Source organism: Thioalkalivibrio sp. ALJ1, from assembly GCF_000745395.1.
Lineage (GTDB): Bacteria > Pseudomonadota > Gammaproteobacteria > Ectothiorhodospirales > Ectothiorhodospiraceae > Thioalkalivibrio.
This window is the reverse complement of record NZ_KN050684.1, coordinates 1014175-1029098: the sequence shown is the minus strand read 5'-3', so window position 1 is coordinate 1029098 and position 14924 is coordinate 1014175. Positions and strand designations below refer to the sequence as shown.

General features: G+C 64.8%; 17 protein-coding genes. 11 read left to right on the top strand and 6 right to left on the bottom strand.

The annotated features are described in order from the left end of the window. Nucleotides 1–83: 83 nt before the first annotated feature. Nucleotides 84–323 (bottom strand): hypothetical protein, encoded by a 240-nt coding sequence (locus F462_RS07115; protein WP_038052798.1) that lies wholly within the window; start codon nucleotides 321–323, stop codon nucleotides 84–86. Beyond that, entirely contained in the window at nucleotides 320–961 is a 642-nt protein-coding gene (locus tag F462_RS07110) for a 7-cyano-7-deazaguanine synthase (RefSeq protein ID WP_038052796.1), read from the bottom strand. Before F462_RS07110 ends, F462_RS07115 begins: the two co-directional genes overlap by 4 nt. Before the next feature lie 40 nt (nucleotides 962–1001). Between F462_RS07110 and F462_RS07105 the strand changes: the two genes are divergently transcribed. Beyond that, a complete protein-coding gene (locus F462_RS07105) occupies nucleotides 1002–1475 on the top strand; it encodes a tellurite resistance TerB family protein (protein ID WP_018874102.1) in 474 nt (157 codons plus the stop codon). 15 nt (nucleotides 1476–1490) lie between these two features. Continuing rightward, on the top strand, nucleotides 1491–2153 hold the full coding sequence (locus F462_RS07100; protein WP_038052794.1) for a sulfite exporter TauE/SafE family protein: 663 nt from the start codon (nucleotides 1491–1493) through the stop codon (nucleotides 2151–2153). Nucleotides 2154–2219: 66 nt separating this feature from the next. On the opposite strand, the gene F462_RS07095 is transcribed toward F462_RS07100, so the two are convergent. The 4 genes from F462_RS07095 to ppsA form a co-directional block, all read right to left on the bottom strand. Then, nucleotides 2220–2672 carry a DUF4426 domain-containing protein gene (locus tag F462_RS07095; protein ID WP_038052792.1) on the bottom strand — a complete coding sequence of 151 codons (453 nt, stop codon included), beginning with the start codon at nucleotides 2670–2672 and terminating at the stop codon, nucleotides 2220–2222. Nucleotides 2673–2811: 139 nt separating this feature from the next. After that, complete coding sequence (locus F462_RS07090; protein ID WP_038052790.1) at nucleotides 2812–3372, bottom strand: YggT family protein; 561 nt, start codon at nucleotides 3370–3372, stop codon at nucleotides 2812–2814. Nucleotides 3373–3491: 119 nt separating this feature from the next. After that, nucleotides 3492–4313 (bottom strand): pyruvate, water dikinase regulatory protein, encoded by an 822-nt coding sequence (locus F462_RS07085; protein WP_038052788.1) that lies wholly within the window; start codon nucleotides 4311–4313, stop codon nucleotides 3492–3494. Then, complete coding sequence (gene ppsA, locus F462_RS07080; protein WP_038052786.1) at nucleotides 4306–6678, bottom strand: phosphoenolpyruvate synthase; 2373 nt, start codon at nucleotides 6676–6678, stop codon at nucleotides 4306–4308. The genes F462_RS07085 and ppsA overlap by 8 nt, the downstream gene beginning before the upstream one ends. 150 nt (nucleotides 6679–6828) lie before the next feature. On the opposite strand from ppsA, the gene F462_RS07075 reads away from it, so the two are divergent. The 9 genes from F462_RS07075 (at nucleotide 6829) to F462_RS07035 (ending at nucleotide 14879) form a co-directional block, all read left to right on the top strand. Next, complete coding sequence (locus F462_RS07075; protein WP_051918136.1) at nucleotides 6829–7323, top strand: ATP-dependent zinc protease family protein; 495 nt, start codon at nucleotides 6829–6831, stop codon at nucleotides 7321–7323. Next, on the top strand, nucleotides 7320–8855 hold the full coding sequence (locus F462_RS07070) for an inactive transglutaminase family protein (RefSeq protein ID WP_038052782.1): 1536 nt from the start codon (nucleotides 7320–7322) through the stop codon (nucleotides 8853–8855). Before F462_RS07075 ends, F462_RS07070 begins: the two co-directional genes overlap by 4 nt. Continuing rightward, entirely contained in the window at nucleotides 8855–9880 is a 1026-nt protein-coding gene (locus F462_RS07065) for an alpha-L-glutamate ligase-like protein (protein ID WP_038052780.1), read from the top strand. The genes F462_RS07070 and F462_RS07065 overlap by 1 nt, the downstream gene beginning before the upstream one ends. A gap of 61 nt (nucleotides 9881–9941) precedes the next feature. Next, on the top strand, nucleotides 9942–10421 hold the full coding sequence (locus F462_RS07060; protein WP_038052779.1) for a transcriptional repressor: 480 nt from the start codon (nucleotides 9942–9944) through the stop codon (nucleotides 10419–10421). 23 nt (nucleotides 10422–10444) lie between these two features. Further along, nucleotides 10445–10954, top strand: a complete 510-nt coding sequence (locus F462_RS07055; protein WP_081911376.1) for a DNA-deoxyinosine glycosylase — start codon at nucleotides 10445–10447, stop codon at nucleotides 10952–10954. A gap of 126 nt (nucleotides 10955–11080) precedes the next feature. Then, nucleotides 11081–12385, top strand: a complete 1305-nt coding sequence (locus F462_RS07050) for a TonB-dependent receptor (protein WP_038052778.1) — start codon at nucleotides 11081–11083, stop codon at nucleotides 12383–12385. Nucleotides 12386–12539: 154 nt separating this feature from the next. Continuing rightward, entirely contained in the window at nucleotides 12540–13418 is an 879-nt protein-coding gene (locus F462_RS07045) for a metal ABC transporter substrate-binding protein (protein WP_244270881.1), read from the top strand. A 92-nt stretch (nucleotides 13419–13510) separates the two neighbouring features. Next, the gene (locus F462_RS07040) at nucleotides 13511–14119 is read left to right on the top strand and encodes an ATP-binding cassette domain-containing protein (RefSeq protein ID WP_038052774.1); all 609 of its coding nucleotides are present in this window, start codon (nucleotides 13511–13513) and stop codon (nucleotides 14117–14119) included. Continuing rightward, entirely contained in the window at nucleotides 14109–14879 is a 771-nt protein-coding gene (locus F462_RS07035; RefSeq protein ID WP_038052771.1) for a metal ABC transporter permease, read from the top strand. The genes F462_RS07040 and F462_RS07035 overlap by 11 nt, the downstream gene beginning before the upstream one ends. The last annotated feature ends 45 nt before the right edge of the window (nucleotides 14880–14924 follow it).

The following is a 14924-nucleotide window of genomic DNA, read 5'->3' as shown; positions in this document are numbered from 1 at the left end:
TGTCACCGCGCCTTGTTCGCACGCAAAAGCGACTCGAGCGCGGACGCGCGATTCAATCAGCGTCTCCCTAGGTGGCACGCCGACTACTTGACCGGTGTCGGCAGGTTGCGAATGCAATCCAGGCGGATCTGTACCGGCCGCCCCTCGCACTCGCCGTCCAGCCAGGCATAGCCATCGGCCTCGCGCACCTCGCGCGGCGTCACCTTGCCCCACCACGCTTGGCTGGAATCCGGTTCGGCCCAATTCAACTGCAGGGTCTCGCCGGTGAGGATGGCAATCTCCAGGCGTTCGGTGACGTGCTTGGGAACGGTGGTATCGGTCATCGGGGCAGTTCACGGTAGTCAGTCGGATCGGGGATGCCGGCGGCCGCGAATGCCGCACGGCGGGCCTGGCACTGCGGACACCGCCCGCATTGGCGCGATTGTGCCAGAAGGCAGCTCCAGGTGAGGCGCCAATCGAGCCCCAGCGGGTCAGTGGCCGCGATAATCTCGGCCTTGGACTGGTCGATCAGGGGGGCCTCCACCTGCAGGCCGGGCACCAGTGTTGCGGCCAATACCGACACCTGCTGCACGAACCCCAGCTGCGAGCCCGGCCCATGCCCCTGGTCTTCGCGGTTCAGCGCCAGCAGGATGCGGCGATCACCGTGATGCTCGGCGAGGTTGATGGCCAATGCCAGAACCAGCAGATTGCGCTGGGGCAGCGGCACATGACCGACCCAGTCGTTACGTCGGGTAAAAGCCGCGCGCAACGACTGCAGGTCCAGCGGGATCGGGGTACAGCCATAGGCCGCGGCCAGGTGCTCGACGGCGGCCCATTCGCGCTCGGCATTGCGTTGACCGTAATCCACCCAGACGGCCCGCAGAGGGTCGCCAGCGGCATGCCGCTGGGCCAGCAGTGCGCTGCTCTCGATGCCACCGGAGAGCAGAAGCAGATCGCGGGTTTCGGACCGGCCGGTTTCCATTCGGGCACCATACACAGCAACGCACCACGGAGACAGCCACTTGATCGAACAACTACGCAGCCACTGGCAACGCCTGCTGGGCGCGGAACGCAGCGACGCCGTCGAAGGCCGTCCAGAGGATCGCCTGCAGCGCGCCGCGGCCGCCCTGATCATGGAGGTCTGCCGCGCGGACTTTCAGCTCCACCCGCAGGAACTGGAATCCGTGCGCGCTAGCCTGATCGAACTGTTCCACCTGGATAGCGATACCGCCGACGCCATGTTGGAGATTGCCCAGGAGGAAAGCGATGAACTCATCTCGATTCATCCGATGGTGCGCGAGGTGAATGACGCGTTCGATGCGGAGCAGAAGGCTGACATCATGCGCGCCCTGTGGCGGGCGGCCTGGGCCAATCATGATCTGCACAAGCGCCAGGAGGCCGTGATCCGTCACCTCGCAGACCTGCTCTACGTCCCGCACGCGACCTTCATTCGCACCAAACACGAAGTCCTGGGCGATGCGGCCGATCCGGACTGATCGGGGCGGGCGCTGATGGGTGATCCAGGCACCTTGCTGGCCGCGCTGGCCGTCGGCATCCTCGGCGGCGTGCACTGCCTGGGGATGTGCGGCGGCATCGTCGGAGCAATCTCCATGGGCCACGGTCGCCGCGGTCCGGGACTGAACCTGCTGCTGGCCTACAACATTGGGCGCATGACGAGCTACGTGATCGCCGGTGCGCTGGCCGGCTGGCTGGGGGCGACCCTCCTGGGCGGGCTCCCGGCGGGGCAGGCGATCCTGCAAGGCATCGCAGCGCTTTTCCTGATTCTGTTGGGGCTGTACCTGGCGGGCTGGTGGTCGGTCCTGGCGCGGCTGGAGCAGGCCGGCGGGCTACTCTGGAGACGGGTCGAACCCCTGGGTCGGCGCTTTCTGCCTGTACAACACCCCGGTCAGGCCCTGCTAGTCGGCGGGCTCTGGGGCTGGCTGCCCTGCGGGCTGGTGTACAGCGTGCTGGCCTGGTCACTCAGTGCCGGCGGGGCACTGGAAGGGGCAGCCCTGATGGGCGCCTTTGCCCTGGGAACGCTGCCCAATCTGCTCTTGATGGGGGTATTCGCCGCGCGTCTGGCGGCCTTCGTGCGACGCCCCTGGGTGCGCCGCCTTGCCGGCGGTGCAGTCGCGCTGTACGGGGTCTGGATGCTGCTGAAACTGGTGATGTGACGCCCCGACCGGCTGCGACCGGGGCGTCGGTAGGGCATGCTGTTGTGGCGATTAGATCGGTGTTTCCTAGTCCGCGAAGAAATCGCGAGAGAAGCGAATCGGCAGTTCCCGCTCGCTGCCCGCCGGGGTGATGTCGATCGCGAAGTCGAGCGTCTCGCCGCTACGCACCGTAACCTCGGAGAGGAAATAGATGGCGTCGCCGTCCTGGATCTCGCGGAAACGCAGGCTGCGCATCTGATCGTTCATATTGGTGGCAGAACCGGTCACATCGGCCGCCACCGCCTCCAGGCCATTATCGCCACGCTCCATCACGCTGATATTGATCATGGCCCGGTTGGAACTACGGCGAACGTCATAAGCGCGCGCCACTTCCGGGGACAGGAACGTCGTGTTGATCACGTTGTAGTGGACGACGTAATTGTCAAACTCCGCCTCGTTGGCGGATGCGATCGAGGTGCCGAGAGCAACCGCCGCCAAAGCGACGAGAAAGCCGGTAATGACCCGATGCACTCTTGCCATGGATGACTCCTTTGCCTTGTTGGACAACCGAGACCCCGCGGCGGTATTGCCGCCAGAGCCCCTGTCTTCGAGTCTAGCCCGTTTTGCCTGCAATGAAACGGGGTACGCAGCGGATGATCGGCAAGCACCTTGATCCAGATCAGAAAGATCGGACGACAATCAGCAGGATATAGAGGCCAACCAACGCGATCATCGGTGAAAAATCAATTGCACCGGTATTTGGCAGAGCACGCCGCAGCGGACCGAGGATGGGCCGGTTCACCGCACCCGCCAGACGCATGATGGGATTGTTAGCAGCACCACCCCCGGCCTGAATCCAGCTCATCACCACCTCGACAATCAGGGCAATGATGAAGACCCAGATCACCGTGGTCAGCAATTCGCGGATCGCGGCGGCCAGGATGATCCCGACCCCGACGTCCACGCCGAGGATGATCACCCGTAGCCACACCTCGATGAACTTGAGCAGCACCATCAATACGATAGCGGCTAGGTCGAAACGACCCAGCGACGGGATCACCGGTCGCAGCACCCGCAGCGGCGGGTCGGTCAGCATGACGATGGTCTGCGAGATCGGGTTGTAGTAATCGGCCCTTACCAGGCCGAAAATCGTCCTCAGGATCAACAGGATGATGTAGATCCCGAAGACAACACTTACGAGAAAAATGGCGATCTCTTGTCCGGTTCCGGCGGCGGCCATGCGGGCTCCTTGCGACAGGTCAACCGCCCCCATTCTCCGGCAAGCCCGGCGGGATGCCAAGCGAGATTACACGGTATCCAGCCAAGCAGGGGCCCACTGCAGCAGTTGCCCCGTCAACCTCAGGACTTGCCCAGGCAGTCACGCACCCGGGTCGCGATCTCCTCGATGGACAGCTCGGTAACATCCAGATGCGGAATCGTCCAACTATCGAGGAATTCCTGGATGGCCGCGCATTCGGCCCGGCATTGCGCCAGGCTGGCATAGCGGCTGTCCGGGCGGCGGCCCTCGCGGATCTGCGCCAATCGTTGCGGGGTGATCGTCAGCCCGACCAGTCGCCCGCCCAGACCCCGCAGGCCCTCGGGCATGTGCGGGATATCGCCCTGGCGCAGATCCTCCGGCACCAGCGGGTAGTTGGCCGCGAACAGCCCGTAGTTCATCGCCAGATAGAGACTGGTCGGTGTCTTGCCGGAGCGCGAGGCACCCAGCAGGACCACATCGGCGACCGAGAGGTCCTGCACCGCCAGGCCATCGTCGTGCGCCAGGGTGTAGTTCAATGCCTCGATGCGGCGGTCGTAACGGCTGACATCGCCCATGCCGTGGGCTCGCCCGGATACGGACTGCGACGGCACCCCCAGCAGACCCTCCAGCCGCTCGACCTGCTCGCCGAAGACATCAATCACAGGGACCGGAGACTGGCGCAGGTCGGCACGCAGGTCGGCATTCGCCAGCGTCGCCACCACCAGGGCCGGCTGCGGCCCGTCTTGAGCGCGGGCAAAGACACTGGCCAGGCGGCCGGGTGTCTGCACGAAGGGCAGGCGGTGCCAGGCCGGGTCGACATCCGGGAACTGGGTAAACAGCGACCGCGCCAGGGTCTCGGCGGTAATCCCGGTCCCGTCCGAGACCAGGTACACCTGTGGGCACTGAACGGGGGCTTCAGGCATCACCCACCTTCCCCACCTTGCCCAGTTGCTCCCAGGTGGACAGTAACGAATCGGGGTTCAGCGACAGCGAGTCGATGCCCTCGTTCATCAGCCAGACCGCCAGCTCCGGATAGTCGGACGGGGCCTGGCCGCAGATCCCGACATACTTGTCGGCCCTGCGCGCGGCGCGGATTGCCATGCTCAACAGCGCCTTCACTGCATCGTTGCGCTCGTCGAAGGAGTCCGCCACCAGCCCGGAGTCGCGATCGACCCCGAGCGTCAGCTGAGTCAGGTCGTTGGAGCCGATGGAGAAACCGTCGAAATGCTCCAGGAAGCGCGGCGCCAACAGGGCATTGGACGGGATCTCGCACATCATCACGACCTTGAGCCCGTTCTCGCCACGACGCAGCCCTTCCTCGCCCAGCACCCGGATTACATCCTCGGCTTCAGAGAGGGTGCGCACAAAAGGGACCATGATCTGGACGTTTTCCAGCCCCATAGCGTCGCGTACCCGGCGCAGGGCTTCGCATTCCATCGCGAACGCCGGACGGAAGGTCTCCGAGCGATAGCGCGAGGCGCCGCGAAAGCCCAGCATCGGGTTCTCTTCCTGCGGCTCGTAGCCAGCGCCGCCGATCAGGTGGGCATATTCATTGGACTTGAAGTCGGACAGGCGCACGATCACCGGCTCCGGGGCAAAGGCTGCCGCCAGCGTGGCGATGCCCTCGGACAGCTTGCGCACGAAGAACTCGCACGGGCCATCGTCAACGCCGCGCAGGCGCTCGGCGATCTGCTCCTGCACCTCCGGGTCGAAGCGGTTCGGGTCCTCGGCATAGTCGAGCAGCGCCAGCGGGTGCACGCCGATGGTACCGTTGATGATGAACTCCAGCCGCGCCAGCCCGATCCCGGCATGCGGCAACTGCGAGAAGGCGTAGGCCCGCCCCGGGTTGGCGACGTTCAGCATCAGCTTGACCGGCAGATCGGGCAATTCACCGATATCGGTCTTTTTGATCGTGTACTCCAGCTTGCCGGGGTAGACGTGCCCGTCATCGCCCTCCGCGCAGGAGACGGTCGCCTCCATGCCGTCGGAGAGCACCTCGGTCGCATCGCCACAGCCCACCACCGCGGGGATACCCATCTCGCGGGCGATGATCGCCGCATGACAGGTACGCCCGCCCCGATTGGTCACGATCGCGGCGGAGCGCTTCATCACCGGCTCCCAGTCGGGATCGGTCATATCCGCAACCAGGATGTCGCCCTCTTCCATGGTGTGCATCGCGTCCGGTGAATCCAGCACCCGCACGATTCCGGCGCCAATACGCGAGCCGATCGCGCGCCCCGTGACCATCGGCTCGGCCTCATGCGCGGCCAGCTCATAGCGCTCGCCCGCACCCAGTTCCACCCGGCTCTCCACCGTCTCCGGGCGGGCCTGTACGATAAACAGCTCGCCGGTCTCGCCGTCCTGCGCCCACTCGATGTCCATGGGTCGGCCGTAGTGCAGCTCGATGGCCACGGCATAACGGCCCAGCTGCTCGGCATCGGCATCCGACAAACAGAAGCGGTGGCGCAGATCTTCGGGGGTGTCCTCGGTCCGCGTCCCCTCCTCGCTAAGCACCATACGCACGGCCTTGCCACCTAGCGCGCGCCCGATAATGGCGCGCTTGCCGGCCGCCAGCGCCGGCTTGTAGACCTGGTACTCGTCGGGATTGACCGCACCCTGCACCACGGTCTCCCCCAGCCCCCAGGCGCCAGTGATAAACACCGCATCGCGAAAGCCGCTCTCAGTATCCAGCGTAAAGATCACACCGCTGGCGCCGACATCGGAGCGCACCATGCGCTGGATGCCCGCCGACAGTGCTACCTCGTCGTGGGCAAAGCCGTTGTGTACGCGATAGGCGATGGCCCGATCGTTGTAGAGGCTGGCAAAGCACTCGCGCAGGCGCTGGATTAGCGCGTCGGCACCACGTACATTAAGGAAGGTTTCCTGCTGGCCAGCGAACGAGGCCTCGGGCAGATCCTCGGCCGTCGCCGAGGAGCGCACGGCCACCGGTACATCCTCCCCCAGTTGCGCGTAATGCTCGCGCACCGCCTGCTCCAGCTCGGGAGGCAACTCGGCCTGTTCGATCCATTCGCGCACCTCGCGGCCCGCCGCGCGCAGGGCCTCAATATCATCAGTGTCGAGATCGGCCAGGCGGTCCTTGATCTGAGCATCCAGTCCGTCCTTGGCCAGCAAGGCGCGATAGGCATCCGCGGTCGTGGCAAAACCACCTGGCACGCGCACCCCGGCGGCACCTAGCTGGCCCAGCAGCTCGCCCAGGGAGGCGTTCTTGCCACCCACCCGGGCGACATCGTTCATGGTTAGATCGGCGAGATCGACTATCCAGCTCATGAAGGCTCCCAAACGTGGCCTTTGTGACCCCCTTAACACGGGGCAAAGACTGTGATCAGCTACACTTTGACGTTTTGTAATTCTTCAGGAGACTGCGTGACTGCCCCAGCCGCCCGCCGTTCCAGCTTAACCCAATCCATCCTGCTGACCATGCTGCTCGGATTGGCCTGTCTGACGCAATCTGCCGGGGCGAACGACTCGGTTCCCTCCATGGCCATTCTGGGCGCGGTGGAGAACGTGCACATCATGGAGGAAGACTTCGTTCTGGAGGCGCGCATGGACACCGGCGCCACCTCGTCATCGCTGAATGCTCTGAACAAGGAACGTTTCGAGAAGGACGGCGAAGACTGGATCCGCTTCGAGGTCGTCGACCCGGAGGACGAAGAGGCCCGCATCACCCTGGAGCGCCCAATCGAGCGCATCGTGCGCATTCGTCGCCATAGCGGCGAGTCGCAGGAGCGGCCGGTGGTGCGCATGGAGTTCTGCATCGGCAACCAGCTCCTGACCGCCGATACCAGCCTGATCGACCGCACGGCCCTCACCTACCAGGCGCTGATCGGACGCAGCCACATGGCCGGGCACATCCTGGTCGATTCCGGTGCCGAACATCTACAAGCGCCGGATTGCTCGGCGGATGATCAGTGAAGCGCTTTCACCTACCGATCCTGATCGTTCTTTTAAGCGCGATCGGGCTCGGGGTCTTCGCTTACAAGGTGAGTGCGCTGGGGATGCCTCTGCAACCGGATGCCACCGCCGAGACCTGGCTGGTGGAGGCCCGCGTGCGCTACCAGCCGACCGGTGGTGCGACAACCGTGGAATTACGCATCCCCAACCGCCTCCCCAACTTCTCGATACTGGACGAGGGTTATGTCTCGCGTGGCTACGGGCTCAATACCCTCAGTCAGGCGGACGACCGTGTGGCCCAATGGACCACGCGGCAGCCGCGCGGCGAACAGGTGCTCTATTATCGAGCGACGCTATACCGTGACGGCGACGACCGATCCGAGGCCGAATATCCCGGACCAGTGGCGGCGCCGGAATGGACCGAACCCTTCCACTCGGCGGCGGAGGCGTTGATCGACGACGTCCGGGAACGCTCCTCCAACATCCAGAGTTTTGCCTCAGTCCTGGTCAATGACCTTGCCAACGCTCCCCCTGCCTCAAATGCAGCGGTCTTCATCGAGAGCGACGACAATCGCACCCGGCGGACCGAAACCCTGATCGAACTGCTCGCGACCGCCCGCATACCCGCGCGCCAAGTGACGGCCCTGCGACTGGTCGATGGACGCCGCGACGTCGAGCCACAGACCTGGCTGGAAGTACACAACACCCGACGCTGGGTGCCGATCGATCCGGAAACCGGGACCGTCGAATACCCCGACGACGTGGTGGTCTGGTCGCACGGCAGCGCCCCGCTCCTCGAGGTCAGCAATGGCGAGAATGCCGAGGTGCGATTCGCTGTCTCGCGCGGGGTGCAGGATGCGCTAGCCACCATCCAGCGCTTTGGAGAAACCCTCGACACCCGCATTCTGGACTTCTCCACCCTGGATCTACCGCTGGGCACTCAGAACACCTATCGGGTGCTGCTGATGGTACCCCTGGGCGCCATGATCATCGTGTTCCTGCGCAACGTGATCGGCATCCAGACCTTCGGCACCTTCATGCCGGTGCTGATCGCACTGTCATTCCGTGAGACTCAGCTTCTGACGGGCATCATCCTGTTCACCCTGATCGTCTCTCTTGGCCTCGTGGTGCGCTTCTACCTTGAGCATCTACGATTGCTGCTGGTACCGCGTCTCGCCGCCGTCGTCAGCGTGGTGATCATGCTGATGCTCGCAATCAGCGTACTGTCGCACCATCTCGGCTTCGAGCGGGCCCTGGCCCTATCGCTGTTCCCAATGGTCATCCTCGCCATGACGATCGAGCGCATGTCCGTGGTCTGGGAGGAACACGGCCCGGCGGACGCGATCACCCAGGGCGTGGGCAGCCTGGTCGTCGCCGCCGCGGCCTATGGACTGATGGCCAACCGCCAGCTGGAACACCTGTTATTCGTGTTCCCAGAATTGCTGCTGGTCCTGCTGGCGATCACCCTGCTGCTGGGACGCTATACCGGCTATCGCCTGACGGAGCTGTTCCGCTTTGGTCGCATCCAGGAAGCCATGCGGAGGACCGACTGATGCCCGCCTGGCTGCCACGGTTTGTACGTCCGCGCCTCTTGAAGGAGCAGGGCATCGTCGGGATGAACGCCCGCAATGCCCGCTACATCGCCGCGTGGAACGCGCGGCGCTTCTACCCGCGGGTGGACGACAAGCTGCAGACCAAACAGCTGGCGCTAGACGCCGGCCTGGCGGTACCCGAGCTCTATGGTGTCGTGCGCACCCACCGCCAGATCCGCGATGTACGGACACAGCTTCCAACCTATACAGACGGTTTCGTCATCAAGCCCGCGCACGGGGCGGCCGGCGACGGGATCCTGGTCATCGAAGGCTGGCGCGGGGATCGCCCCCGCCGCGCAGGCGGCCGCGCCATGGAATTAAGCGAGCTGGACGACCACATGTCGAACATCCTGTCCGGCATGTACAGCCTGGGCGGCCGACCGGATGTCGCCATGATCGAACAGCGAGTGCGCTTTTCGTCAATTTTCGATTCGGTCTCCTACCGCGGCGTGCCGGATATCCGCACGGTGGTCTACCGCGGCTACCCGGTGATGGCGATGATGCGCCTTCCGACACAGGACTCTGACGGCAAGGCCAACCTGCACCAGGGCGCGGTCGGGACCGGTATCGACCTGGGTTCCGGCCGCACCATCGGCGGGGTACGCTACAACAAGCCCTGTCGCGAACATCCCGATAGCGAACAAAGCATCGTCGGCCTGCAGATCCCCGGCTGGGAACAGCTGATGGAGCTGGCCGCGGGCTGCTACGAACTCAGTCAGATGGGTTACCTGGGGGTCGATGTGGTCATCGACGCCGACCGCGGACCGCTAATCCTCGAACTGAATGCACGCCCGGGGCTCGCCATCCAGATCGCCAACGGCGAGGGCCTCGACCACCGCATCACCGCAGTGGAGGCACACATGGTGGCACGCGAGACCGAGATGCCTGCGGAGCGCGCCCGCTGGGCCGCCGAGGTCTTCGCTCGCCCCGAGAACACCCAGCCCGACGAGCCGGAAGCGCCCGCAACGGCCACCAACCCCGCTTGAGCGTGGCGGCGAAGGGAAAGGGCGTTACGGACTGCGGGGCGGTTTGGGCTATCCTAGGCGTATGACTTTTGCCGCCGAGACCAACACGCCGGACATCGACCAAGCCCTGGCGGATGCCGAGCACGTCTGTGCCCGCCAAGGTGCGCGCCTGACCGAACAGCGCAAACGCATCCTCGAGCAGATCCTGCGCACTGAGGGCGTGATTAAGGCCTACGACCTGATCAACGCGCTGTCCTCGGACGATCACTCCATCAAGCCACCGACGGTGTACCGCACCCTGGCCTTCCTGCTCGAGCAGGGGCTGATCCACCGCATCGAGAGCCTGAACGGCTTTGTCGCCTGCTCGCACCCAGGCGAACGCCACGAGTCCGCGCTAATGATCTGCGACGGTTGTGGCCAGATCACCGAGTTTCACACCCCGGAACCCGCCAGCCGGGCACTGGAGAAAGAGGCGCAGGCAATAGGCTTTGAGATCGACTCGCGCATGGTAGAACTACACGGCCAGTGCGCCGACTGCCGCCAGACGGATGCGCTCGAATAACCCCGTCCGATCCCGCTGCTGGCATGTCCCAGACACCCGATCTGGCGGCCTTCCCGCCCCTATTGCGAGCCGATACCCGTGTGATGGTGCTCGGGAGCTTCCCCGGCGTGGCATCACTGAAGGCGCAGGCCTATTACGCTCACCCCCGCAACCAGTTCTGGCCCATCGTCGGGCAGATTCTGGGCGAACCCTTCGCCGAGTTGGATTACCCCAACCGGGTGGAACGCCTGCTATCCCGCGGCGTGGGTTTGTGGGATGTCTATGGCGCCTGTTCGCGGGAGGGCAGCCTGGACAGCGCCATCCGACAGCCCGTGCCCAACGACCTTGGGCGACTAGCCCGTGAGGCACCGGGGCTACGCCTGATCATCCACAACGGCGCCGAGAGCGCGCGGCGTATCCACGAGACTCGCGCCCTGGGCGTCGAGGCCGTGCGCCTGCCCTCGACCAGCCCCGCCAACGCCCGCCTGAGCCTATCCGAAAAACTGGAACACTGGCGTGCCGCCTTCGCGCGTGCCGGCCTCACCGACGCTTGAAACATTTCCCCCGAGAGGGGTGCCGTCCCTACATACTGCGCTTGAGAAACGAAACGTTATCTTGTAACGTTCATTATCGAATAGTAACTCTATAACGTTCCGTTCCATGTAGCAGGGAGTCCCGCCATGAACCGCCATCAGCTTCTTCTTCGCCCCACCCTTACCGGCCTCGCGGCTGTTGCCTTGACCGCACCCGGGCTCGCTTCGGCGCAGTGGAGCGCCGAATCGGAAAACCGCTCCTGGGGGCTGGACGTCTCCCTGATCCTGGAAGGGGTCTACTACAACGAACTGTCGCACGGCATCAGCGATCCCGCCGGCTTCGACGATGGCCACGACCACGGGCATGACCACGGGCATGGTCACGACCACGGGTTCGACGACGGGTTCAATCTTGGACACTCCGAGCTCGTCTTCGAGGCCAATCTCGGCGACCTCTTCGATGGCGTGCTTATGCTCGGCTTCGACGAAGACCATGTAGAGGTCGAAGAGGCTTACCTGACCACCCGAGCCCTGCCCGGTGGCTTCCAGATCAAGGCGGGTAAGTTCCTGTCCGACATCGGCTACATCAACAGCCGCCATGTGCATGACTGGGACTTCGTCGATCGCCCGCTGGTCAACGAGTACCTGTTCGGCGACCACGGCTTGCAGGAGACCGGCGTCCAGGCGACCTGGGTTGCCCCAACCGAGACCTACACCCAGCTGGGCGTGGAACTGCTGCAGGGTGAAACCAGTGGCATCGCCAACTACGAGGGCGGTCAATCGGCCCTCAATGGCCAGAATCGTATTCTTAGTGACCGGTCCGGCCCGCGTCTGATAACGGCCTTTGCCAAATTCGGCCCGGATCTCGGTCCCGACCATGCCGCTCAGTTTGGTGTCTCCGGCGGCTACGCAAACAGCTATCAGGTCAGCGACGAACACAGCACCCGGTTCGAGGATTGGGACGGCAGCGCCTGGTTTGCAGGTGTGGATGCCGTCTACAAGTACAGCTCCGGGCGCGCCTACGGTCACGGCGACTGGCGCCTACAGGGCGAGTACTTCTACCGCGAGATCGACGTCGATCGCCGTGACGTGAACTTCGAAGAGGATAACAACGGACCGATCGGTTTCGTCCGGAACGAACAATCCTTCAAGAACAAGCAGGACGGTATCTATGTCCAAGGCGTATACGGCTTTGCTCCGCGCTGGGAAGCCGGCCTGCGCGCCGAGGCCCTGGGCCTGACGAATGACGTTGGCCGTGGCGATGGCGACTCCTTCGGCACCTCTTACCGGCATACGGCCCAGGTCACCTTCCGCCCGGTGGAGCCGGTCTTCCTGCGCGCCCAGCTCTCGCAGAACGACTTCATCGATGACGACGGCCACCGCGACCGCGGGCTGGAGTTCATGCTGCAGTTGAATGTCGCCCTCGGCGCGCACGGCGCACACCGCTTCTGATGTTCGCTCGCGTGGGTCCGCTCGGGCCCACGCACCTCCCGATGCTCGGCGGATACGCCGGCTTCGGGACACACTAGACACGCAACCCTTTTCCAAGGAGTCCCGCATGTTTCATCGCATGATTCGCTCTCACACCACCCGATTGTTCACGGGCATGGCAACGATCGCCCTGGCGGCCCTGTTGCTGGCACCCAGCCAGGCGGTGGCCGGCCTCAATATCGTCGCCACCACCTCCAGCCTCGGCGCCATCGCACGCGAGATTGGCGGCGATGAGGCCGAAGTCCGCGTCCTCGCGCCGCCGGACCGCGATGCTCATTACCTCGACGCCCGCCCCAGCTTCATGGCCGCCCTGCGTCGCGCCGACATGCTGCTGGAACTCGGCGCCGGCCTGGAAGAAGGCTGGCTCCCGGCCGCCCAGCGTGGTGCCAGCAACCGCGCGATCAACTCCGGCCAACCGGGCCACTTCCGTGGGGCGGACAAGGTCGAACTGCGCCGCTCCATCACCATGGACGGCCCGAACATGGGCCATGTGCATGAAGAGGGTAACCCGCACTTCAACGCCGATCCTTTGCGTATGGCCGAACTCGCTCTAGCCCTGGGCGCGCGCATGGGCGAGCTCCGTCCCGACCACGCCGACACCTTCATGGAACGCGCCGAACGCACGGCTGAACGCCTGCGCGAACATGCCGAGGCCCTGGCCGAACAGGTAGAACCGGACCAGCGCATCGTGGTCTACCACGAGGATCTCGATTATCTGGAGGAATGGCTGCCGGTCGAGATCGTCGGCTACCTCGAACCCGCCCCGGGCATCCCGCCGACCGCGCGCCACCTGCGCAGCCTGGTCAGTGATCTCGAAGGCACCGAGGGCACCGTGCTGTATGCCGAATTTCAGCCGCCGCGCGGCGCGGAATTCCTGGAACGCAATCTCGGCTGGGCCACCAATGCCGTGCCGCTGGATCCGCCCGCCGATTCGGCGCTGGAGGGTTATCTGGATCTGATGACCACCTGGGCGCAAAGCCTGCCCCAACGGTAACCTGGCGACACAAGCCGACTAAAGGTTCGGACCCGGAAAGTCACTTTCCGGGTCCGTTATCATTTGCGCCTTCCCAACTCTGACGAGCCCACATGCCGCCGAACGCCACCCCTGCCATCCTGAGCGTACAGTCCGCCCGGCTCGGATTTGATCGTCCGGTGCTGGGGCCATTGTCAGTTGATGTACCCAACGGTGCGCGCTGGGCCTTGACCGGCCCCAATGGCGTTGGCAAATCCCTGCTACTGAAGGCCGTTACGGGCCAGGCAAGGGTGCATGGCGGCCGGCTGCACCTCGCACCCAATGTGGATGTCAGCTTGCTGGGACAGGACCATCCTCGGCGACAGCCTTGGCCTTTATCCGGACACGACTGGTTCCGGGCGATGGGGGCAAATGTTCCGGATCAACCCCGCATACAGGCGCTGCTCCACCGGCGTCTCGACCGCCTGAGCGGCGGTCAGTGGCAGTTACTGCGTCTCGCCGCCGCGTTGCACAGCGGCAGCGCACAACCGTCACGTGAGCGCTTGGTCCTGCTGGACGAGCCGGCCAACCACCTTGACGCCGAGGTGAGGGGCGACGCCGTCTCCCTGATCGCTGCACTTCCGGCCAACGCGACACTGGTCATGACCAGCCACGATGATGACTTCCTGCGAGCCATCGGCGTGGAGAACCACCCACTAGAGGGCTACTTCGATGCTGGGTGACCTCCTGCTCGTTCCGTTCGTCGCCGGGCTACTGGTCACGGCTGTACTCGCGCTGGCCGGAGCCGGGCTGTTCCTGCGCGGTTCGGTCTGGCAGGCCCTGGCACTTGGACAATGGGCGGCGGCCGGCGGGGTCCTGGCCTCCGTGCTGCACTTGCCGGTACTTCCCGTGGCACTCGCGCTAGGCGCTGGCGTAATGGCGCTGCTGCAACGCACCCCGGACCGCGAGCGTCTACCCCTTGCCGTTTTCCTGGCCGGACTGGCCGCGGTCACGTTGCTGGCGGCCAATTTCTCGCAGGCCAGCCTCGCCGCCGCGGCCTGGGCCGAGGGTCAGCTGTACTTCGCGGGACCGCAGGAACTCTGGGCTGTTGCGGCACTAGCACTCGCCAGCCTGGTGCTAGTACCCGGCTTGCTGAAGGTATGGCGCCACGCTCAGCTCGACCCCGACGTGCCCGCCACACCCGCCCCGGCAGCATGGCTGCGCCTGACGGAGATTGCCTGGCTGGTGGCGGCGATCGTGCTCGGAAGCATGGTCCTGGGCCTGCCAGCCGCGCTAGCCAGCCTGCTGCTCCCGGCCTGGGGCGCCGCCCATCTGGCGCGCAACCTTTGTGGCCATTTTCTGTGGGCGCAGTCGCTCGCCCTGGCCGGATTCCTGATCGCCTGGAGTCTAAGCCTACCGCTGGACCAACCCTTCGCCCCGGTACTCGTACTAGTGAACGTCGTACTCGCTCTCGCCGCCCGAATGGTCGCGATGTGGCGCTGAACTGACGGCCCTCGGCCTATTCAATTCGAGGACCGACCCAGGAGT